General features: G+C 68.4%; 17 protein-coding genes. 12 read left to right on the top strand and 5 right to left on the bottom strand.

The annotated features are described in order from the left end of the window. The first annotated feature begins 21 nt into the window (after positions 1 to 21). From QSJ30_RS00330 to QSJ30_RS00300, 7 genes are all read left to right on the top strand, one after another. On the top strand, positions 22 to 3450 hold the full coding sequence (locus tag QSJ30_RS00330; RefSeq protein ID WP_285605788.1) for an ATP-binding protein: 3429 nt from the start codon (positions 22 to 24) through the stop codon (positions 3448 to 3450). A gap of 220 nt (positions 3451 to 3670) precedes the next feature. After that, on the top strand, positions 3671 to 4534 hold the full coding sequence (gene panB / locus QSJ30_RS00325) for a 3-methyl-2-oxobutanoate hydroxymethyltransferase (RefSeq protein ID WP_285605787.1): 864 nt from the start codon (positions 3671 to 3673) through the stop codon (positions 4532 to 4534). 52 nt (positions 4535 to 4586) lie between these two features. Continuing rightward, positions 4587 to 5456 carry a pantoate--beta-alanine ligase gene (panC, locus tag QSJ30_RS00320; RefSeq protein ID WP_285605786.1) on the top strand — a complete coding sequence of 290 codons (870 nt, stop codon included), beginning with the start codon at positions 4587 to 4589 and terminating at the stop codon, positions 5454 to 5456. Between the two features lie 154 nt (positions 5457 to 5610). Then, positions 5611 to 5991, top strand: a complete 381-nt coding sequence (locus tag QSJ30_RS00315) for a hypothetical protein (RefSeq protein ID WP_285605785.1) — start codon at positions 5611 to 5613, stop codon at positions 5989 to 5991. 13 nt (positions 5992 to 6004) lie between these two features. Next, positions 6005 to 6529: a hypothetical protein gene (locus QSJ30_RS00310; protein ID WP_285605784.1), complete on the top strand. Its 525-nt coding sequence runs from the start codon at positions 6005 to 6007 to the stop codon at positions 6527 to 6529. Positions 6530 to 6632: 103 nt separating this feature from the next. Further along, complete coding sequence (gene panD, locus QSJ30_RS00305; RefSeq protein WP_285605783.1) at positions 6633 to 7031, top strand: aspartate 1-decarboxylase; 399 nt, start codon at positions 6633 to 6635, stop codon at positions 7029 to 7031. Positions 7032 to 7192: 161 nt separating this feature from the next. Further along, positions 7193 to 8719, top strand: a complete 1527-nt coding sequence (locus tag QSJ30_RS00300) for an Rne/Rng family ribonuclease (RefSeq protein WP_285605782.1) — start codon at positions 7193 to 7195, stop codon at positions 8717 to 8719. 3 nt (positions 8720 to 8722) lie between these two features. Here the strand turns inward: QSJ30_RS00300 and QSJ30_RS00295 are convergent, their stop codons facing one another. Both QSJ30_RS00295 and QSJ30_RS00290 read right to left on the bottom strand, forming a co-directional pair. Next, entirely contained in the window at positions 8723 to 9403 is a 681-nt protein-coding gene (locus QSJ30_RS00295; protein WP_285605781.1) for an HAD family hydrolase, read from the bottom strand. Between the two features lie 13 nt (positions 9404 to 9416). After that, the gene (locus QSJ30_RS00290; protein ID WP_285605780.1) at positions 9417 to 9977 is read right to left on the bottom strand and encodes an LEA/WHy family protein; all 561 of its coding nucleotides are present in this window, start codon (positions 9975 to 9977) and stop codon (positions 9417 to 9419) included. Positions 9978 to 10184: 207 nt separating this feature from the next. Between QSJ30_RS00290 and QSJ30_RS00285 the strand changes: the two genes are divergently transcribed. Continuing rightward, positions 10185 to 10556: a GxxExxY protein gene (locus QSJ30_RS00285; RefSeq protein ID WP_285605779.1), complete on the top strand. Its 372-nt coding sequence runs from the start codon at positions 10185 to 10187 to the stop codon at positions 10554 to 10556. A 223-nt stretch (positions 10557 to 10779) separates the two neighbouring features. On the opposite strand, the gene queD is transcribed toward QSJ30_RS00285, so the two are convergent. The 3 genes from queD to QSJ30_RS00270 all read right to left on the bottom strand — a co-directional run bounded on the left by queD (position 10780) and on the right by QSJ30_RS00270 (position 15126). Next, positions 10780 to 11127, bottom strand: a complete 348-nt coding sequence (gene queD / locus QSJ30_RS00280) for a 6-carboxytetrahydropterin synthase QueD (protein ID WP_285605778.1) — start codon at positions 11125 to 11127, stop codon at positions 10780 to 10782. 60 nt (positions 11128 to 11187) lie between these two features. Continuing rightward, positions 11188 to 13965, bottom strand: coding sequence for an SLBB domain-containing protein (locus tag QSJ30_RS00275; RefSeq protein ID WP_285605777.1), 2778 nt, complete (start codon positions 13963 to 13965; stop codon positions 11188 to 11190). A gap of 120 nt (positions 13966 to 14085) precedes the next feature. After that, the gene (locus QSJ30_RS00270) at positions 14086 to 15126 is read right to left on the bottom strand and encodes a glycosyltransferase family 4 protein (protein WP_285605776.1); all 1041 of its coding nucleotides are present in this window, start codon (positions 15124 to 15126) and stop codon (positions 14086 to 14088) included. Between the two features lie 515 nt (positions 15127 to 15641). Between QSJ30_RS00270 and pnp the strand changes: the two genes are divergently transcribed. From pnp to QSJ30_RS00250, 4 genes are read left to right on the top strand one after another with little or no spacing between them, the layout of a single operon-like run. Further along, a complete protein-coding gene (gene pnp, locus QSJ30_RS00265) occupies positions 15642 to 17819 on the top strand; it encodes a polyribonucleotide nucleotidyltransferase (protein ID WP_285605775.1) in 2178 nt (725 codons plus the stop codon). A gap of 52 nt (positions 17820 to 17871) precedes the next feature. After that, positions 17872 to 19026 (top strand): N-acetyl sugar amidotransferase, encoded by a 1155-nt coding sequence (locus QSJ30_RS00260; protein WP_285605774.1) that lies wholly within the window; start codon positions 17872 to 17874, stop codon positions 19024 to 19026. Next, positions 19023 to 19637 carry an imidazole glycerol phosphate synthase subunit HisH gene (gene hisH / locus QSJ30_RS00255; RefSeq protein WP_285605773.1) on the top strand — a complete coding sequence of 205 codons (615 nt, stop codon included), beginning with the start codon at positions 19023 to 19025 and terminating at the stop codon, positions 19635 to 19637. The genes QSJ30_RS00260 and hisH overlap by 4 nt, the downstream gene beginning before the upstream one ends. 2 nt (positions 19638 to 19639) lie before the next feature. After that, the gene (locus tag QSJ30_RS00250; protein ID WP_285605772.1) at positions 19640 to 20419 is read left to right on the top strand and encodes an AglZ/HisF2 family acetamidino modification protein; all 780 of its coding nucleotides are present in this window, start codon (positions 19640 to 19642) and stop codon (positions 20417 to 20419) included. Positions 20420 to 20430 lie beyond the last annotated feature (11 nt).

Below are 20430 nucleotides of genomic sequence, written 5' to 3'. Positions count from 1 at the left end.
ACCCGCGCGAAAGCCGCATCCGTGGATGTGACGCGCTTTCTCGGGACGCACCGGTACACCTGGCTCATGGACCTGGGCCAGGGGCCGGGCTGCACCTTCCAGCTGCTGCGGCGGGAGCTCGACGGCGCCCGCTTCCTCGCCCAGCTCTGGTCGCCCCTGCCCCCGGACCGCGAGCTCGACCAGCTGCGCGACACCTTCCTCGCCCGCTTCCTCGACGCCGATCCCCTCGATCCGGTCATCGGCCACTTCGGCTTCGACGGCGAGCAGGCCTGGCACCTCCAGGCCCTCCAGGGCACGCCCCTCGCCCGCCTCTGGCCCGGCTGGGGCCCCGCCCAGCGCCAGGCCCTGGTCGCCCACCTGGCGCGGCAGCTGGAGCGCGACCTCCACCCCCGCTTCCTCCATCCCGAGGCCCTCACCTTCCGGCCCGGCCTCACCCAGATCCCCCGGACCCTGGGCGATGCCCCCTGGGGCCTGCCCGGGCTCACGGCCCTCCTGCCCGCCACGGTGCCCACGCCCGCCCTGGCCGAGGACCTGCCCTGGACCCACGCCCGGGACCTGTCCGAGCTCATCGCCCGGCCGCTCCGCGGACGGGTCCAGGAGCTGCCCTACCTCAAGTCCCTCATGCTCGGCCTCAACGCCCCCATCCCCATGGAGCGCATCGTCCTCCTCCAGGGCGAGGAGGGCGTCGGCAAGGCCCACCTGGCCGCCTGGGCCTGCGCCGTGGCCGAGGGCGAAGGCATCTGGGTGCACCACTTGGAGGCCTCCACGGAGGAACCCGCCGGGCGGTTCCTGGGCCGGCTGCTGGAGGCCCTGCTGGCGGGCAGCGAGGCGGACCTCTACGCCCAGCGCCCCGAGGCCGCCCGGGCCCTGTCCCTGCGGATGCAGGCCTTCGCCTTCCTCACCGGCGGCCGCCACCTGAACCGCCAGGAGGCCGGCCCCGAGCCCGAGGAGGTGAAGGCCGCCCTCGAGGCCCTGGACTTCGCCCGCCTCCTGCATCCCCGCCTCATCCACCTCTCGGATCTGGAGCGCGCCACCCCCGAGGTGCTGGCCCTGGTGCGGGAGCTGGTCCACCGCTCGGAGCTGCCCTGGCTGCTCTCCCTCACCACCGGGGCCCAGGGCGCCGGGCTGAAGCCCCTCATTGCCGACCTGCGCCAGGAGGCCGCCGCCGCCCTGGTGGGCGTCAACCGCCTGGAGGACGAGGACCTGCGCCACATCCTGGATGACCTGCTGGGCCGCCACGCCCTGCCGGACGCCTACGTGGCGGACCTGCTCACCCAGAGCCTCGGCAACCCCGGCCTGCTGCGGAACTTCCTCGAGCTGGCCCAGCAGGAGGGCGCCCTGGGCTGGGAGCAGGACCACTGGACCCTCGCCCCCGGCCGGCCCACCACCCTGAAGGCCGAAGCCGACCTGGTGCAGCAGGTCTTCCTGGGCCGCCTTCAGCGCCTGACGCCCGCGGCGGCCACCCTGGTGCGCCTGCTGGCCCTGGCCGAGCGGCCCATGCCCTCCAGCTCTCTCGGCCGCCTCCTGGGGCTCGCGGGCGATGCGCTGGAGGACGCCCAGCAGGGCGCCCTGGGCTCGCGGCTGGTGCAGCTGCAGGGCGGCCAGGCCCTGCTGCCGGATCCCCGCTGGCGGGAGCTGGTGCTGGCCCACACGCCCCAGGCCGAGCTCAAGCGGCTGGCCCGCGCCCTCCTGGCCGTGATCCAGGAGCAGGGCGGCCCCGTGGCCCACTCCGTCACGCTCCAGGCCCTGGCCTCGGACGAGGCCACCGCCCTGGCCACCGTGCTGGAGGCCCTCGACCACCACCCGCCCGCGCCGCCCCAGGAGGCCCAGCGCATGGTGGAGCAGGCCCTCCAGCTCCAGCCCCGCCCCTGGGACGAGGCCCGCCTGCACGAGCATCTGGCGGATGCCTGGGCCGCGGGCTCCCAGGCGCCCCCCGCCGAAGGGCAAGGCTCCGCGCCCTCCGTCGCGGAGCGCGCCCTGGTGGCCCTCGAGCACGCGCTCGAGGCCCTGGGCCGGGCCGCCTTCCACGAGGGCGTCCGCCTGGCCGAGGCCCGGGTGCTGCGGAAGCGGGCCATGCTCCTGCTCCAGCTCCGCCGGCCCGCCGAGGCCCAGGAGCCCGTCATGGCCGCCGCCGAGCGCCTGAAGGACCACCCCCTGCACCCCGAGCAGCCCCGGCTGCGGCTGGCCCTGGGCCAGCTCCACCTGCTCCAGGGCCACCTGACCAAGGGGATCCGCGCCCTGGAGGAGGGCCTGCATCCCCAAGGCCAGAGTGGCGGCGGCCGACCCCAGCCCCAGGACCAGGCCGCCCTGCTCACGGCCCTGGGCCGAGCCCTGGGCGCCCAGGGGCAGTTCCAGCGCGCGGCGGATCTCCTCGAATCGGCCCGGCGCCTGCTCGAGCACGGTCAGGATTTCCGCGGCCTGGTGCCCGCCCAGATCGCCCTGGCCCAGGTGCGCCTCGGCCAGGGCCAGGCCGAGCCCTGCATCGCCCTGCTGCAGGAGGCCCTCCAGACCGCCCGCATGCAGGGCGACCTGGGCCTCCAGTGCCAGTGCCACCTGGCCCTCGGCACCGTGCGCAGCCTCCAGCAGTTCCTGGCCCCCGCCAGCACCCACCTCGACCGCGCCCTGGGCCAGGCCCAGCGCCTGGGGGACGCCGCCCAGGTGGCCATGATCCAGATCTGGCGGGCCCGCACCTTCGCGGCCATGGGCGATCCGGTGGCGGCGGACCACGCGCAGTTCCAGGCCGTGGGCGCCAGCCGGACGCTCCTGGCGCCGGAGGAGCAGGGCGACCACACCATGCTGCAGGGCGAGGTGGCCCGGTTCCGCGGGGCCTGGCGGGACGCGGCCCGGCTCCTCAAGGCCGCCGCGGACCAGTTCGAGGCCTCGGGCATGCTCTGGCGGCATCGCCTGGCCCAGCTCCGCCTGGCCCAGGCCCTGGCGCGGGAGTCCCAGCGCGCCCGGCAGGAGGCGCCGGAGCAGGGCTGGGCCATCCTCGAGAACCTGAAGGGTCCGGTGGAGGGCGCCGGCTCCCGCTGGCTGGACCTGGAGTGGCACCGGGCCCACGCCCTGCTGCTGTCCACGGTGCCGTCCACCGAGGCCGTGGCGGAGGAGGCACTGCACGCCTGGAGCGAGGTCCTGGCCGCCGGCCGGGACCTGCAGTTCCCGGCCCAGGTGGTGGAGGCCAGCACCGAGGGGGCGCAGCTCCTGCTCCAGCGCGGCGAGAAGCTGGGCGCCAAGGCCCGCCTGCAGGACGCCTTCCCCAGCTTCCAGGAACTCTGGTCCCGCCTGCCCGAGTCCCAGGGCACGGCCTTCCTGGGCCGCGAGGACCTGCACCGCTTCCGCCAGACCGTCGAAGCCGCCGGCCTCCGCTGGGTCCTCCCCGACCGCGCCGACCCCCTCCAGGACTGGACCCCCACCCAGATGAACCTGCCCGCCGTGCCCGAAGGCGAGTGAAAAAACCGGAATAGGGTCAACAAAGTTCCAAAAACGCCTGATTTCAGTGCCACCGGATCAGGGTTTTTTTCAGAGTCAGAATCAGGGCTGCAGATGTTCTCTGGAATATAACCATCTATGTCTAAATCCTGTTAATCAGGTTTTTAATCCTGTCCATCCTCCTTCCGCCATTTGGTGGTTTCATAGAGGCCCACGGCTTCGACCTTCCAGCGGAGACCCCATGAGCCACCTGCCTGCGGACGCGCGCCCCCGCGTCACCCTTCCCCAGCTGCACACCTGGCACCACGCAGGACGGAAGCTCGTGATGACCACGGCCTACGACGCCGTGACGGCCCGCATCGCGGACGCCGCCGGGGTGGACATCATCCTCGTGGGCGACAGCGTGGGGAACGTGTGCCTGGGCTTCGAGAACACCCTGCCCGTCAGCATGGCCATGATGAACCACCACCTGGAGGCCGTGGCCCGCACCCAGCCCACGGCCATGCTGGTGGCGGACATGCCCTACCTGAGCTTCCACCTGAGCGTGGAGGACACCCTGCGGAACGCCGGGGGCTTCCTCCAGCGCGGGGCCCAGGCTGTGAAGCTCGAGGGCGGGGCCAAGCGCCTGCCCATGATCCATGCCCTCATCGACGCCGAGATCCCCGTCATGGGCCACCTGGGCCTCACCCCCCAGAGCGTGAACCCCATGGGCGGCTTCAAGGTGCAGGGCAAGCACAAGGGCGACGCCCTGCGCCTGCTGGAGGACGCCCAGAAGCTGCAGGAGGCGGGCTGCTTCAGCATGGTGCTGGAGGGCATCCCCGCCGACCTGGCGGCCAAGGTGACGGAAACCGTCGAGATCCCCACCATCGGCATCGGGGCCGGCCCCCAGTGCTCGGGCCAGGTGCTGGTCATCCACGACGTGCTGGGCCTGCTGCCCGGTTCTTCCCCGAAATTCGTGCGGCGTTATGCCGAAGGATTCCAAGACCTGCGAGACGCCTTGGCCCTCTGGGCCGAGGATGTGCGCTCCGGAGGGTTCCCCGACGGCCGGGAATCCTATACCCTTCCAGAAGCTGTTCGTCCGGTTCTGACCCAGTGGCACCCCTGATTGCGCCCTTGGTAAACTGACAGGCGCTTTCTGAAGGATTCCGTTTTTGTCCATGCGTGTCGTCCGCACCATCGCTGATCTCCGTTCTCTCCTGAGGCCCTTGCGGGACGAGGGCAAGCGCATCGGCTTCGTCCCCACCATGGGGTTCCTCCACGAGGGCCACGGGGCCCTCATCCGCCAGAGCGCCGCCCGCTGCGACGCCACGGTGGTATCCATCTTCGTGAATCCGAACCAGTTCGGCCCCGGCGAGGACCTGGCCAGCTACCCCCGGGACTTGGAGCGGGACCAGAACCTCTGCCTGGAGACCGGCGCCACGGTGCTGTTCCTTCCGGAGGTCGCCGAGATCTACCCCACGGGCTTCCAGACCCACGTGGAGCCCGGCCACCTGGCCGACACGCTCTGCGGGCGCTACCGGCCCGGCCACTTCCGGGGGGTGGCCACGGTGGTGGCGAAGCTCTTCAACATCGTGCAGCCGGACCTGGCCTTCTTCGGCCAGAAGGACTTCCAGCAGACTGCGGTGATCCGCCGCATGGCCCGGGACCTGAACCTGCCCGTGGACGTGGTGGTGGTGCCCACGGTGCGGGAGGCGGACGGCCTGGCCCTGAGCAGCCGCAACACCTACCTGGACGAGGAGGCCCGGCAGCGGGCCCTGACCCTCAGCCAGGGCCTGCTGGCCGCGAAGGCGGCCTTCGACGAGGGGGAACTGGAGCCGGTGAAGCTGGTCGCGCTGGCGCGGACGCTCATGACGGGGGCGGACTCCATCCAGTACCTGGAGCTGGTGGACGCCCAGACCCTGGAGCCCCTCCAGGGCCCGGTGGACCGCTCGGCGGTCCTGTGCGTGGCCGCCTACGTGGGCAGCACCCGCCTCATCGACAACGTGCTGCTGTCCCCCTCGCCCGGCCTGGCGGGCCAGAGCGCCTAGCAGGTTTCACAGCGGCAACAGCCTCCCCAGAAGGAACACCACCTTCTGGACTACCCGTACCTCCTCCGATGGTTGGGGGCGTCCGCCCGGGCCGGGGGTTAGAATGGCCGGGTCCCGCCAGGCAAGGCCCGGCGGGCCCATTCCGGGAGGTTTCATGCTCGTCCCGATCCTGCTCTCCGCCGCCATGATCGCCATGCCCCAGGGCCGCGGCCATGACAAGCACGGCAAAGGGGGCCCGCCGGGGCAGGCCCGTGGCGGTGATGGGGTGCCCCCCGGCCTGGCCAAGAAGGGCGGCATGCCCCCGGGCCTGGCCAAGAAGTTCGGCCCCCGGATCCCCGAGCATCCCTACATCGCCGTGGATCCCCGCCACACGGACCGCGCCTACTTCCTGATCGACGGCCGCTGGGAGCTCCGCCAGGGGTTCAACGTGGGCCTCCAGGCCGAGGTCCGCGACACCCTGCGGTTGGCCCCCGTGCCGCCACCGGTGCCCCTGCCCCGGATCGGCGTGGACCTCCATGTGGTGCTCTTCAACTGAACAAGGAGGCTCCATGTTCCGCCGTTTGCTGAGTGCCGGCCTCGTGGCCGCCTTCGCCCTGTCAGCCCTGCCCGCCACCGCCCGCCCCGACGACGAACGCCGCGGTCGCGGCGGGGAGCGGGAGGAGCGCCGGGATGACCGGCGCGAGGACCGCAAGGATGACCGGAAGTACTGGAAGGAACGCGACAAGGCCGAACGCAAGTACTGGAAGGAGAGGGACAAGGAGGCGCGCAAGTACGAGCGCCACCGCTACGAGCGCGATGATGACGACCAGGGCGACCGCGGGCACCGCCGCTACCGGGCCCCGGCCTGGATGGACGGCTACTGGCGCCCGGGCGACACCCGCCGCTACGTGGCCCTGGTGCCCGGCGATCCCTCCCGCTGCTATGTCTTCCTCGATGGCCGCTGGGTGCTGCGCCAGATCCGCGACCCCCGGGCCCGCCTGGACCTGGAGGGCGCCTTCCGGCTGCCCGTGGCCCCGCCACCGGTGGCCCCGCCCCGGCTGGGCGTGGACCTCCACGTGGTGCTCTTCAACTGACCGTGATTTGACTAGGTGAAAATCGAGGATGGACCCGGGGTACACCTGGGTCCATTCTTATGCGTTGGCCGGGACTCCCGACGGAGCCTGGACCGGAGGATGCATGCTGCGCCACTTCCTGCTCGGTAAGATCCATCGCGCCACCGTGACGAGGGCCGATCTGGACTACGTGGGGTCGATCACGCTCGATCCGTTGCTCATCGAGGCCGCCGGCTTCATGGAGAACGAGAAGATCGACATCTACGACGTGACCAACGGGTCGCGCCTGTCCACCTATGTGATCCCGGGGATTCCGGGCTCGGGCGAGGTGGGCATCAATGGGGCCGCCGCCCACCTGGTCCAGAAGGGCGACCTGGTGATCATCGCCGCCTACGGCTGGATGACCGCCGAGGAGGCCGAGACCGTGGCCCCCAAGGTGGTCTTCGTGGACGAGCGCAACCGCATCACCGAGCGCCGGCGCCAGGAGCGGACCCCCCTCTGCGTGGCGGCGTTCACGGACTGAAGCGCTTTTTCGCCACCGATTTCGCCGATGGCGGAACCTTCGACCGTTGGCGCGGCATCCTAGGGTCATGGTAGAAATGACCTACCCTTCGGCCTGGGACGGCCCTGGGGCCCGCAGTCGGGGCACGGCGCTCCCCTGCACAGTTCTGAAAGGTTGGTTCCATGGAAGTCCGCAAGTCCCTGGTGGTCAATTCGACCCCCCTGGAGACGCGCATCGCCCTGCTTGAGAACGGCCAGCTCTGCGAGCTGTTCCTCGAGCGGACGATGAACAAGAGCCAGGTGGGGGATGTGTACAAGGGCCGGGTGGCCAAGCTGCTTCCCGGCATGCAGAGCGCCTTCGTGGGCATCGGAGGCGCCAAGGACGGCTTCCTCTACCTGGACGATCCCGTGGCCCAGCGCCTGGGGACCGACCTGTCCGCCGAAGAGGAGGGCGAGGAGGCCGCCGAGGACCTGCCGCCCCCACCGCCGCCCCTGCCCCCCCTCAAGGAGGGTGAGGAGACCCTGGTGCAGGTGGTGAAGGACCCCATCGGCTCCAAGGGGCCGCGGCTCTCGCGCCACCTGAGCTTCCCCGGCCGTTTCCTGGTCTTCATGCCGGGCATCGACCACATCGGCATCTCCCGCAAGATCACCGATCCCGAGGAGCGCGAGCGCCTGCGCGAGCTCATCCGCAGCCATGCCCAGCCGGGCGAGGGCTTCATCGTCCGCACCGCCGCCATCGGCGAGAAGGACGAGGACCTGGTGGGCGACGTGGCCTTCCTCCGCCAGGCCTGGCAGGAGATCCAGGCCAAGGCCGAGACCGTGCCCGCGCCGGGCCTGGTCTGGCACGACCTGCGCCTGCTCCAGAAGGTGCTGCGCGACATCTTCCGCGAGGAGGTCTCCAGCTTCTGGGTGGACGATCCCGACGCCTACCGGGAGGTGCTGGCCTTCGTGGAGAAGCTGCATCCCGAGTGGGCCAACCGGGTGAAGCACTTCACCTCGGACCTGCCCATCTTCGAGGCCTTCGGCATCGAGGTGGAGATCGAGGCGGCGCGCCAGCCCAAGGTCTTCCTCAAGCACGGCGGCTCCATCGTGCTGAACCAGACCGAAGCCCTGGTCAGCGTGGACGTGAACACCGGCAAGTTCGTGGGGAAGAAGGATCTGGAGGAGACGGTCTACCTCACCAACCTGGAGGCCATCCCCGAGATCGTGCGGCAGCTGCGCCTGCGCAACCTGGGCGGCATCGTGGTCATCGACTTCATCGACATGGTGGATTCGGCCCACCGGGACGAAGTGCTGGCGCGGCTCCAGGAGGAGCTGAAGCGGGACCGCAACCACGCCCGGGCCGGCGGCATCTCCGAGTTCGGCCTGGTGGAGCTCACCCGCAAGCGCACGGGCCCCTCGCTGGAACGCCAGCTCACCCAGCCCTGCCCCGCCTGCAACGGCACGGGCCGCCACCCGAGCCCGGAGACGTCGCTGCTGAAGGCCTACCGCGAGCTGGTGCGCCAGGGCGAGCGGCTGAGCGGCGCCGACGTGCGCCTGACCCTGCATCCCGACCTGTCCGGCGCCCTGCACCAGGAAGCCCGGGAAGGCCTCATGCAGCTGGCCCGCCTCCTCGGCGCCCGCGTCCAGTGGATCGAGCGCCAGGATGCCCCGCGGCATGCCGTGGTGATGGATGTGCAGCTCTCCGGCCAGAACAGCGCCACCGCCTGAGCTTCACCCCAGGCAGGTGGGACAGCGCATCCCCAGCTGGAGGTTCTCGATGAGCTCGGGGACACGGTCCAGGCTTCGCACCTCGTAGAGGGGGGCGTCCGGGTCGTGGTCGGGTCTCGGCTTGGCATCGCGGTTCACCCAGATGGCGGTCCAGCCCACGGCGAGCGCGCCCAGCACATCGTCGGTCCAGCTGTCGCCCACCATGGCCAGGTTGCCGGGGAAGAGGCCCAGCCGGCGCTGCACGGCCTCGTAGGCCGCGGCTTCGGGCTTGAGGGCGCCCAGATCGGCGCTGCGGTGCTGCAGGCGGATGCGCTCGGAGATGCCCAGGCGGTCCAGCAGCTCCAGGCCGAAGCTCTGGGTGTTGGACAGCAGCGCCACCCGCGCCAGGTCGCGCACGGCGGCCACGGTCTCCGGCGCGCCGGGAAAGCACTCCGCCTGCTCGCCCGCCTCCCGGAAGGCCAGGGCCATGGCCTCCAGCTGCTCCGGATCGAGTCCCGCAGGCTCCCGCCAGGCTTCCAGGAAGGCCTCCACCGACGCGTAGGGGCGGATCATGCCATCCCGCATGAGGGCCGGGTGCAGATGCTCCTGCTCCGGCTTCAGCAGGCCCTTCAGGCGCTGGAACGGGCTGCCCGCCGGGCTGAAGACCAGCGTGTTCCAGAGGTCGAAGACGACTGCTCGGATCATGCGGCCCCGAAGGTCATCGCCCGGAGGCCTTCGAGGTGCGGAAGGGCACGCCGAACTCGATGCCCATGACCTCGAAGCGGGCCTCGCCGTTGAGACTCCAGGTGGCGGGTTCGCGGCGGGAGGCGGCGGCGGTGAGGGGTCCCCAGGCGCTCTTCAGGTCGGCGTAGCTCAGCACCACTTCGGTGTGCAGGGTGCTGCGGCCCCTCGGCGCCAGATCCATGCCCTCCGGGAAGCCGATGGCTCCGAGGGGGTGGTCCCCGCCCTGCGCGGCCAGGCGCAGGTCCCCGCGCACGCGGCGGGTGCGCAGGCGCTGGTCCGTGGGATTGTCCACGCCCACATCCAGGCGCAGGCGCAGGCGCGACTGTTCCAGCGGGAAGGCCAACTCCAGCTGGGGTTCCACACGGTCCAGCGAGAAGCGCAGCTGGCGGGCCGCCTCCTGGTACTGCAGGGCGGGATTGATGGCATCGCAGCCGGCCAGGAGCAGAATCGCCGCAGAGGCACCAGAAATGCGAAGGAGCCTGGAGGCATCCTGCGCACCACTCAAAACCCTTGAGATCCATTGCTTGAATCGCATCATCCCTCCGGTACCACCGCATCACGAATTGAATTTATCTCACCTCGATGGCCTTGAAGCACTGGGTGAGGTGCGGGAACAGCCATGGTAAAGGTGCAGCTCCCCCCCAATTGTCACAGCCGCATCCCTTCCATCCCCGCCAATTCCCGCCCATCCCCGGCAAAATGAATCTTTCATTCACCCGATGACAGGATTCTGGAGCCCACCATGCTGGATGACCCCATCTCTGAACAAATCATCGGTTGCGCCTTCAAGGTGGCACATACGCTCAGACCGGGGTTTCTGGAGAAGGTCTATGAAAATGCTCTGCTCCACGAACTTCGGAAATCTGGCCTGAAGGTGCAGGCCCAAAAAAGCGTTGAAGTCTGGTACGACGGGATCCTGGTAGGGGATTTCATCGCCGATCTTCTTGTGGAAGACCGAATCCTCGTGGAGTTGAAAGCCTGCCGGACTTTGAGCGATGCCCACGTAGCCCAGGCGTTGAACTATCTCGCGGCGACTGGGCTGCAGACCTGCCTGCTCTTGAACTTCGGGTCACCCAAGGTCGAAGTGAGGCGGCTGGGCCGGGATCGAAGCTGAGACATCATTTGCCGGGGCAATCGAACGATGAACGAGTGGACGCGTACGGATCTCCGCTCAAAAAGCAATGGTCGTGGCCATGTCATCAATAAAGCAAAGACTGGTTTGGCCGGGGATGCACGGGGATGGGCGGGGATGAAACGATGGGGCACTTCACCCTGATCTCAATCCCCGTGAATCCCCGGCTAAATCTTCTTTTTGTCAGCGTGAGTACTGCCTGACCTCACGCTCCGCGGTAGATCACGCAATTGTCGCTGGTCTCGTACACTTCGATCTGGCAGAGCTGGGGCAGTGCGGGCTTGAGCTGCTCCCAGATCCACACGGAGATGTTCTCGGCCGTGGACAGGGGGATCAGGTCGTTGAGGAAGCGGTGGTCGAGCTTCGAGATCACCTGCTCCACCACCACCTTCGAGAGGTCGTCGAAGTCGATGATCATGCCCGTCTCCGGGTTCACCGTGCCCTCCAGCAGCACGAACAGCTTGTAGCTGTGGCCGTGCAGGTTGCGGCACTTGCCCGGGTGGTTGTAGATGAAATGGGCGGCTTCGAACCAGTATTCTTTGCGCAGGATCATGGCACTCACGATGAAAAAGGCCCCGCGCTGGCGGGGCCTTTCATTCTATCAGCGGCCAGCCTACTTCACCGCGTTCAGGATCAGGGCCAGCGGCGTCAGGGCCTGGAGGTTCTCCTGCCAGCTGCTGTCACGGCGGAAGCGCTGGGGCACCAGCACCGTGTCGCCGGGCTCCACGGCCTTGCCGTCGATCCAGGAATCAAGGATGCGGCCGTCGGCCTTGAGCAGGCGGATGTTCGAGGTGTCGGCGTTGCGCGTGGTGCCCCCCGCCAGCTTGAGCAGGTCGGCCACCTTCATGCCCTTCCGCACCTTGTAGGTGGCGAAGGGGCTGGCGGTCTCGCCCACCACGTACGCGGCCTCCGAAGCCCGGGGGATGATGATCTCGTCCCCATCCTGCAGGTCCACATCCGCCAGGTTGTCCCCCTTCAGGGCGCCCCCGAAGTCCACCACCATGCGGTTCAAGCTGCCCGACAGCAGGCCGTGCAGCAGGGGGTTCTTCAGCAGCTGACCGGTGAGAGGCTGGCGCTTGGTCTCATTCAGGCGCTCGAGGATCTCGTTGATGCCCTTGGCCGTGGGGTCCTTCCCCACCAGGCCGGATTCCTCGGCGGCCCGCTGGAGGGAGGCGTCCTGGGTGCTCATGCGCCGCAGGAAGATGCCCGCCTGGGGCATGGCCTCCGGCGTGAGCCCACCGGCCCTCCGGATCACCTCGGACAGCCGCGAGTGGTCCGAATCCAGGGTGTAGGTCCCGGGCCGGACCACCTGGCCCGTGATCCGCACGGCGCGATGCACCTTGTAGTCGGGTTTCTCGAAGAGGCTCAGCTGGTCGTCCACCTGGATGCGGGGGTTCACGGTGTCATCCAGCAGGGCGATGGGGCTGGCGGCCTCCGTGGAGAGCAGCTTCGCCAGGTCCAGGCGGATCACCTCGCTGGGCTTGCCGTCCTTGCTGCGGGCCAGCTCCGCCACCAGGCGGTCGGCGGATTTCTCCGGCACCCCGGCCCGGAAGATCAGGTCCGAGGCCCGCATGCCTTCATGGAAGCGGTAGGTCCCGGGCCGGGCCACCGGCCCCAGCACGGTGACCAGCCGGGGCAGGCGCAGCTCATCCAGGCGGAACAGCTCGACGCGGTCCCGGTCCTCCAGGAGCACGTTGTGGGTGGGCTCGCCCGCCAGGGCCCGGTCCACGTCGAAGGCCAGGAACCGCGTGGTGCCGTCCATGGACGTCCGCACCACCTCGCCCCGGGCCCGGTAGGTATCCGGCAGCACCTGCGAATCCCGGCGCAGCAGATCGCCCACCTTCAGCCCCTCGGTGCGGGCGAAGGTGCCGGGCACCCGCGCCCAGCCGGAGATCTGGACCACGGGGCCGGTGCGCTCCCGGCGCGGCAGGGCCGACAGCACATCCCCGCGCTGCAGGGGCAGCCGCGCCGCCGCCTCCAGGGGCACGTCCTGGCCACTGAGGACGCCGGAGGCGTCCAGGCGCCGCAGGGTCAGGGTGCCGGGACCCGCCTCGGGGGCGAAGCCGCCCGCGAAGCGGAGGGCGTCCGCCGCGGTCTCATCGGCACGAAGCTCGAACTGCATGCGCGGGGCTGCCCCGGTCTGCTCCCAGCGACGCAGCCACTCGGGCTTCGTCCCATCGGCATCCGCCAGCAGGATCGGCTGGTTCGTCTCGGGGTTGAGGCGGACCCGGTGGTCCCCCGCCGGCGCCTCCTTGAGAGCGACCAGCTGCCGCTTCAGGACATAGAGACGGTCCTCCAGGTTGGCCCGTTCGGTCAGGCTGAGGACCGCGGGAGCCTGGGTGGCATGGAGGGCCGAAGCCTCGCGGCCCTCCCGCCCGGTATCTTCCTGGGCCAGGACCGGCTCCGCGTGGGGCCCCAGCTGGGCCTCGATGGCCTTGATCTCCCGCTGGATCCGGTCCCGCTGATCCTTCAGTGGATCCAGAGCCAGCTCCTCCGCCGAGGGCAGGTCGCCCTTCTTCGGCGGTTCCGCCAGGGCCGACACCACCCGCTGGAAGGCCCCCTCCAGCCATACCTGGTTCTGCGCCAGGGGCACGAAGAGCGTGTCGCCGTTCTGGAGGGCCACGTTGGGGTTGCCCAGGCCTTCGGCCCGCAGGGGATACAGATCCAGGCCCGCCACCTGTCGGCCGCCCCGCATCACGCGGATGTCCCGGTAGCTGCCCACGGCCGTGGGGCCGCCGGCCAGGCCGAGGACGTTCACCAGGGAGCTGAGGCTCGACACCAGGTAGCTGCCGGGCTTGTAGACCTCGCCCAGGACGAAGACCCGCACCTCGCGGAGCTTGATCACCTGGAGATCCACGGAGGAGCGCGAGAAGTTCCGGCTCACCAGGCCCTGCACGGCCGCCTTGGCCTTGCCGAGCGTCAGGCCGCCCACCTTGGCGGTGCCCACTTTGGGGATCACGATCTCGCCGCGGCCATCCACCTGCACCGGGAGATCGAAGGTCGCGCTGCCGAAGACGTTGAGGTTCAGCCGATCGCCGGTGCCCAGCACGTAGTCCTCGGCGATGCCCCCTTCCGTGGCCGCAGAGCCGCGCTGGCGCACCTGGAACAGGTCGGCCCCGAACCGGAGGGCGCCCTTCTCCCGACGCTTCAGGGCCCGGATCTCGTCGTCCAGCTTCTCGTCCTCGCTGCGCTGGCGGGCGCTCTCCTCCGGAGTGACCGTCGTGGCGGGAAGGGCCGAGGTTCGCGTCGGCACGGTGTCCGCCGCCCCGGTGACTCCCTGGGCCGAGGCCGCCTGCTTCAGGGCCTGCAGGTCCAGTCCCTGGGGGAGCTGGGCGAAGAGGGCTGTCGTGGCAACCAGGGGCAGGAGGTGGCGGAGGGGCGGTACGCGCATCTGGACAGTCCTATCGGTTGGGAGCTCCTGGGAGGGGGACCACTCCCCTCCGAAGCGGCAGAAGGCATGATGATCGAGTATGCCCGAGGCCCGCATGCCCGGGGCGATGCAACCGGCCGCTCAGAGCTTGGGGTGGGAGCCGGAGACCTCGCGGATGCTTCCGGACACCACGAAGGGGATCTCTCGCCGGACCTGGGTCGTCGCGACCTCCGCGGCCCTGGTGGTCACGCGGTCCTTGAACGCCCTCATGGCCAGCGCCACCAGAAGGCCGAGGCCCAGGAACGAGATCACCTCCTGCCCGGGGAGGTCCGTGGCGTGCAGCATGGGCAGCCCGGCGACCGTCAGCAGGACGGGGGTGGCGAACCAGGAGCGCCCCTTCAGGCGGTCCATCATCCAGTGGTGGAGGTGGTTGCGGTCCGCCTCTCCGAGGGGCAACCCCTTCCACTGGCGGATGCTCACCACCATCAGGACATCCACGGTGGGATAGGCGAACACCCACAGGAGGAGGTTGGGATCCTTCAGGGCGAAGGCCTCCACCCCCAGGATGGCGAAGAAGGTGCCCATCAGGAGGGCCCCGCAGTCCCCCATGAAGTGGCGGGCCTTGGGGAAGTTCAGCGCCAGCACCGCGGCCAGCCCGCCCCAGAGGAGGGTCGGCTGCGCTTTGAGATTCCAGCCCAGCACACCCAGCAGAAGGGCGGCAAAGCCCATGGACAGGCCATTGATGCCGTCAATGAGGTTGTAAGCCTGGGGCAGGGACCAGAACCACAGCAGGAGCACCGGAACGAGGACCACGGGGTGGCTGGGCAGGCTCACCCCGAGGAAGGACACCTGATCCACGGCGCGACCCATGGAGTAGGCCACATGGAACGCCAGCATGACCGCCACGGCCAAGCCACCCAGGGCCTTGTACCGGGCCCTCAGGTCGAACCGGTCATCCAGCATGCCGACCAAGGCCATGATATGGACGCCAGCCCAGTCGACGGCGTCCAGGCGGATGGGCATCCGGCCGGTGGCCTGGGCGGCGATGAGCAACAGCCAGAGCACCATGCCTGCGGTCCGGGGCGTGGGCCGCGCATGCTTCTTCCGCAAGGCGTCGGGGCGGTCCATCCACCCCAGGGGCCCCACCCAGCGGATCAAAGCCGCAGAGAGCGCGAGTCCCATCGCGCCCCCGAGGATCGCTTCGCTCCAGGTGGGTATCACATCATCCTCTGCAGGTTGCCGGCATATAACCTAGGACGTGTCAGGGCAGGTCCGGGTTGAGGGCAATTTCGAAAGCAATTTTTGCATGGTAGCGTCCCCGGAGGAAGTGAATTGCCTGTGACAGGTCTCTACAAACTCGCCCCCACCAGGGCCCGGTCAAGGGGTTCCCGCCCGAATCCAGCCGGTTTCCGTGGGTGCGCCTCGCTGGCGGACGGCCCCGTGATCGCGGCGCCCCGTCACGAAAGCAGGGTCGGCTTCATGGCCGGAAGGCCCGGGACGGCGCAGCAGCAGCCCCGTGCTATGCTGACTAGGCCGATTTTCACCTGCTTCCCTTCGGCGGCGACCTCTGCAGGAAGCCCACCTCCCCCTCCTGGCTCAGGATTCGGCGGACGGGTTTCATGGAGCGATCGCGGGAGATCCGGACGCGAGAGCCGGTCTCAGGGGAGCCCAGTGGGCCCGAGGGCCCAGGAGCTTGCATGAACGCATTGAAATTCAACCCCACGACCGTCTCGGTGGACCTGGGCGACACGCCCATCAGCATCGAGACCGGCCGGATCGCCAAGCAGGCCCACGGCGCCGTCGTCGTCCGCCAGGGCGACACCATGGTGCTCGTGGCCGTGTGCTACGGCACCCCCCGGGAAGGCATCGACTTCTTCCCCCTGACCGTGGACTACCGCGAGCCCGTGCTGGCGGCCGGCAAGATCCCCGGCGGCTGGTTCAAGCGCGAGGGCCGCCCCACCACCAAGGAAACCCTCACCAGCCGCCTCATCGACCGCCCCCTGCGGCCCCTGTTCGAAGAGGGCTACAACGGCGACACCATGATCACCGCCCAGGTGCTCAGCTACGACGGCCAGCACGCCCCCGAGACCCTCGCCATGGTGGGCGCCTCCGCGGCCCTCATCATCAGCGAGATCCCCTTCGTGAACCCCGTGGGCGGCGTCCGCGTGGGCCGCGTCAACGGCCAGCTGGTGGTGAACCCCACCGTCGAGCAGCGCGCCGACAGCGACATCGACCTGCTGGTGGCCGGCACCGCCGACGCCCTGGTGATGGTGGAGTGCGGCGCCAAGGAAGTGCTGGAAGCCGACATGGTGAAGGCTCTCGCCTTCGGCCATGAGCAGATCAAGACCCTCGTGAAGCTGCAGAAGGATCTGCAGGCCAAGGTGGGCAAGCCCAAGGTCGCCGCCGTCAAGGCCGAGCGCAACGAGGCCCTCTACAAGGAAGTGGCCGCCGCCTTCGCCGAGAAGCTCTTCGCGGCGCTGACCATGAAGGTGAAGATCGAGAGCTACAAGGCCATCGACCTCCTCAAGAAGGAAGCCGTCGCCCAGTTCTGCACCGAGAAGCCCGAGCTGAAGAAGGATCTGGTCGCCTGCTTCGACGAGCTGAAGGAGACACTCTTCCGCAACGCCATCCTCAAGCAGGGCGTGCGCCTGGACGGCCGCAAGTTCGACCAGATCCGCCCCCTGAACATCGAGATCGGCGTCCTGCCCGCGGCCCACGGCAGCTGCCTCTTCACCCGCGGCGAGACCCAGGCCCTGGTCACCACCACCCTGGGCACCATCAACAACACCCAGATCATCGACGGGCTGGAGGAGGAGTACAAGAAGAAGTTCTACCTCCACTACAACTTCCCCGGCTACAGCGTGGGCGAGTGCAAGCCCAACCGCGGGCCCGGCCGCCGCGAGATCGGCCACGGCATGCTGGCCGAGCGCAGCCTCTTCGCCGTGTTCCCCACTCCCGAGGAGAACCCCTACACCGTGCGCGTGGTGTCTGACATCACCGAGAGCAACGGCTCGTCCTCCATGGCCACCATCTGCGGCGGCACCCTTGCCCTGATGGACGCCGGCATCAAGCTCAAGTCCCCGGTGGCGGGCGTGGCCATGGGCCTCGTCAGCGATGGCGACAAGTTCGTGGTGCTGTCCGACATCGCCGGCCAGGAAGACCACTACGGTGACATGGACTTCAAGGTCGCCGGCACCGAGAAGGGGATCACGGCCCTGCAGATGGACATCAAGATCGGCGGCATCACCACCGAGATCCTCACCAAGGCGCTGGATCAGGCCAAGGCCGGCCGTCTGCACCTGCTGGATCTGATGAGCAAGGTGCTCGCCGCCCCCCGCGCCGAGTTCGCCAGCAACGCCCCGCAGATGCACAGCATCCAGCTCCCCAAGGAGAAGATCCGCGACGTCATCGGCAAGGGCGGCGCCACCATCCGCAACATCATCGAGGTGAGCGGCTGCGAGGTGAACATCGACGACGACGGCCTCTGCCAGGTCGCCGGCCCCACCCAGGAGAAGCTACAGATCGCCCTCAAGATGATCGGCGACCTCATCCAGACCGCCGAGGTTGGCAAGACCTACCTGGGCAAGGTGGCCAAAGTGGTCGAGTTCGGCGCCTTCGTCACCATCCTCCCCGGCCTGGACGGCCTGCTGCACGTCAGCGAGATCGCCCACCACCGCGTGAAGGAGCCCGCCGATGAGCTGACCGAAGGCCAGGAAGTCATGGTCAAGTGCATCGGCATCGACGAGAAGAGCGGCAAGATCAAGCTCAGCCGCAAGGCCCTCATCCCCAAGCCCGAAGGCATGGAAGAAGAGCCCGCCAGCGAAGGCGGCGAAGAGCCCCGCCGCGAGCGGCGGCCCCGGCCCCGGCGGAACTAGCCCGCCCGATCGTCCTCACCCTGGGTTTGGAACCGATATTCCGGAGTGTCAGTTGAACAGTAACCGTCACAATTCCAGAACTTACCAGATCTGCTCGAACTGCATCATGGATACCAGTGATGCCCACATCCAGTTCGACGATCGCGGGTGGTGCGACTACTGCAACAACTACCACCGGAACATCGTGCCCCACTGGCACACCGACGAACGGGGGGCGCAGGAACTCGCCGCCATCGCCAACCAGATCCGCAAGGACGGCCGCGGCAAGGACCATGACTGCCTCATCGGAATCAGCGGCGGTGTGGACAGTTCCTACGTCACCTACCTGGCCAAGGAGAAGATGGGGCTCAGGCCCCTTCTCTTCCACGTGGACGCCGGATGGAACTCCCAGCAGGCCGTCAACAACATCGAAAAGCTGGTCGATGGACTCGGGGTGGATCTCCACACCGAGGTCATCGACTGGCTTGAGATGAAGGACCTGCAGCTGGCCTTCTTCAAGGCGCAGGTTCCCCACCTCGACACGCCCCAGGACCACGCTTTCTTTGCGGGACTCTACAATTTCGCAGCCAAGCACGGGTTCAAATACATCCTCACGGGCGCGAACTATTCCACCGAATGCGTCCGGGAACCCCTGGAGTGGCACTACCACGCCTCTGACCTCAAGCAGATGCTCGACATCCACCGGATCCACGGAACTCGGGCCCTGACCACGTTCCCCACGGCTGATATCTTCAAATACAAGCTGTACTACCGATTCATCAAGGGCGTCAGGGTGGTCAAGCCCCTGAACTGCGTCCCCTTCCACAAGGAGGAGGCTATGCAGGAGCTGGTGGACCGGTTCGGGTGGCAGAAATACGCCCACAAGCACTACGAGTCCAGGTTCACGCGGTTCTATGAAGGATTCTGGCTTCCCCGCAAATTCGGCTACGACAAGCGCCGGGCCCACTTCTCGAGCCTGATCCTCACCGGACAGCTGAGCCGCGAAGAGGCGCTGCGGAAGATCTCCGAACCGGCCTACAGCGAAGAGACCATCGCCCAGGACTTCGAATACATCGCCACGAAGCTCGACCTCACCGTCGCGGAGCTCCAGCAGATCATGGACGGTCCCAACAAGACCTACCGGGACTACAAGAACAGCATGGCCCTGATCGATTTCGGCACGCAGGTCCTGCGGGCCCTAGGCATCCAGCGGGCCATCATCCGATGATCACGATCGTCGATTACGGGCTCGGCAACATCTCCGCGTTCGCTAACGTCTACAAGCGGCTGAACATGGAGGTGCGCTTCGCGCGGGAGGCCGCCGACCTGGGCGGAGCCGAGCGAATCATCCTGCCAGGGGTCGGAGCCTTCGACCATGCCATGGAGCGCCTGGAGCGGTCCGGGATGCGCGAAACCCTCGACCACCTGGTCCTGAAGGAGCGCATCCCCGTGCTCGGCGTCTGTGTCGGCATGCAGATCCTAACGAAATCCAGCGAGGAGGGATCCCGTCCCGGCCTCTCCTGGATCGAAGGACAGGTCCGGAGCTTCCGTTCTGATCCCCGGTCGGCGGGCCTGCCCTTGCCCCACATGGGCTGGAACGACGTGGTGGCCGTACAGGAGAACCCCCTCTTCCGGGGGCTCGAGGATCAGGCCCGGTTCTATTTCCTCCACACCTTCTACATGGAGTGCGCTGCGCCCACCGATGTGGCCGCCAAGGCCTCCTACGGGTTCGATTTCCACTGTGCCGTCAATCACGACAACATCTACGGCGTCCAGTTCCACCCCGAGAAGAGCCACCACTTCGGACAGCAGCTTCTCAAGAACTTCGGAGAACTCTGAAGATGCTCCGCCCTCGGATCATCCCGTGCCTGCTCGTCCACCGGGGGGGCCTTGTCAAGACAGTTCAGTTCAAGGACCCGAAGTACGTCGGTGACCCCATCAACGCAGTCAAGATCTTCAACGAGAAGGAGACTGACGAACTCACGGTGCTGGACATTGATGCCACCGTAAACCAGGCGGAACCCGACTTCAGGCTGATCGCGAACCTGGCCGCCGAATGCCGGATGCCGCTCTGCTACGGCGGGGGGGTGAAGACCGCCGACCAGGCCCGCCGGATCATCGGACTCGGCGTCGAGAAGGTCGCCATGAGCTCCGCGGCCCTGGAACGCCCCGCCCTAATCTCGGAGGCCGCGGGGGAAGTGGGCGCCCAGAGCGTGGTGGTGGTACTGGATACGCGGACCCTTGGCGCCCGCGGGCACGAGGTATGGACCCACAACGGCCAGCGCAGGACGGGGCGGTCCCCCGTGGAGGTGGCCCAGGAAGTCGAGTCCCTCGGCGCCGGCGAGATCGTCATCAACTCCGTCGACCGGGACGGCGTCGGCAAGGGCTACGATCTCGACCTGGCCCTGGCCATCCGAAAGGCCGTCCAGATTCCCATGACCTTCCTGGGGGGCGCCGGATCCTTGCAGGACCTCGGCCGCCTCTTCGAGACATGCGGCGTGGTGGGGGCGGCTGCTGGTAGCCTCTTCGTTTTCAAGGGACCCTACCGGGCGGTGCTGATCAACTACCCCACCCCCTCGTCGAAGGACGACCTCATCGCTCGAACACTCAATAAGCCCTAGATCCCCCTTCA

Origin of the sequence: Geothrix edaphica (genome assembly GCF_030268045.1) — a bacterium.
Taxonomy (GTDB): domain Bacteria; phylum Acidobacteriota; class Holophagae; order Holophagales; family Holophagaceae; genus Geothrix; species Geothrix edaphica.
This window is presented reverse-complemented; position numbering and strand designations above follow the sequence as displayed.

What these genes read in the sequence shown, in the direction of transcription:
- panB (WP_285605787.1), top strand. Translation starts at nt 3,671, where the DNA reads ATGAGCCACCTGCCTGCGGACGCGCGCCCCCGCGTCACCCTTCCCCAG.
- panC (WP_285605786.1), top strand. Translation starts at nt 4,587, where the DNA reads ATGCGTGTCGTCCGCACCATCGCTGATCTCCGTTCTCTCCTGAGGCCC.
- QSJ30_RS00315 (WP_285605785.1), top strand. Translation starts at nt 5,611, where the DNA reads ATGCTCGTCCCGATCCTGCTCTCCGCCGCCATGATCGCCATGCCCCAG.
- QSJ30_RS00310 (WP_285605784.1), top strand. Translation starts at nt 6,005, where the DNA reads ATGTTCCGCCGTTTGCTGAGTGCCGGCCTCGTGGCCGCCTTCGCCCTG.
- panD (WP_285605783.1), top strand. Translation starts at nt 6,633, where the DNA reads ATGCTGCGCCACTTCCTGCTCGGTAAGATCCATCGCGCCACCGTGACG.
- QSJ30_RS00300 (WP_285605782.1), top strand. Translation starts at nt 7,193, where the DNA reads ATGGAAGTCCGCAAGTCCCTGGTGGTCAATTCGACCCCCCTGGAGACG.
- QSJ30_RS00295 (WP_285605781.1), bottom strand. Translation starts at nt 9,403, where the DNA reads ATGATCCGAGCAGTCGTCTTCGACCTCTGGAACACGCTGGTCTTCAGC.
- QSJ30_RS00290 (WP_285605780.1), bottom strand. Translation starts at nt 9,977, where the DNA reads ATGCGATTCAAGCAATGGATCTCAAGGGTTTTGAGTGGTGCGCAGGAT.
- QSJ30_RS00285 (WP_285605779.1), top strand. Translation starts at nt 10,185, where the DNA reads ATGCTGGATGACCCCATCTCTGAACAAATCATCGGTTGCGCCTTCAAG.
- queD (WP_285605778.1), bottom strand. Translation starts at nt 11,127, where the DNA reads ATGATCCTGCGCAAAGAATACTGGTTCGAAGCCGCCCATTTCATCTAC.
- QSJ30_RS00275 (WP_285605777.1), bottom strand. Translation starts at nt 13,965, where the DNA reads ATGCGCGTACCGCCCCTCCGCCACCTCCTGCCCCTGGTTGCCACGACA.
- QSJ30_RS00270 (WP_285605776.1), bottom strand. Translation starts at nt 15,126, where the DNA reads ATGGGACTCGCGCTCTCTGCGGCTTTGATCCGCTGGGTGGGGCCCCTG.
- pnp (WP_285605775.1), top strand. Translation starts at nt 15,642, where the DNA reads ATGAACGCATTGAAATTCAACCCCACGACCGTCTCGGTGGACCTGGGC.
- hisH (WP_285605773.1), top strand. Translation starts at nt 19,023, where the DNA reads ATGATCACGATCGTCGATTACGGGCTCGGCAACATCTCCGCGTTCGCT.
- QSJ30_RS00250 (WP_285605772.1), top strand. Translation starts at nt 19,640, where the DNA reads ATGCTCCGCCCTCGGATCATCCCGTGCCTGCTCGTCCACCGGGGGGGC.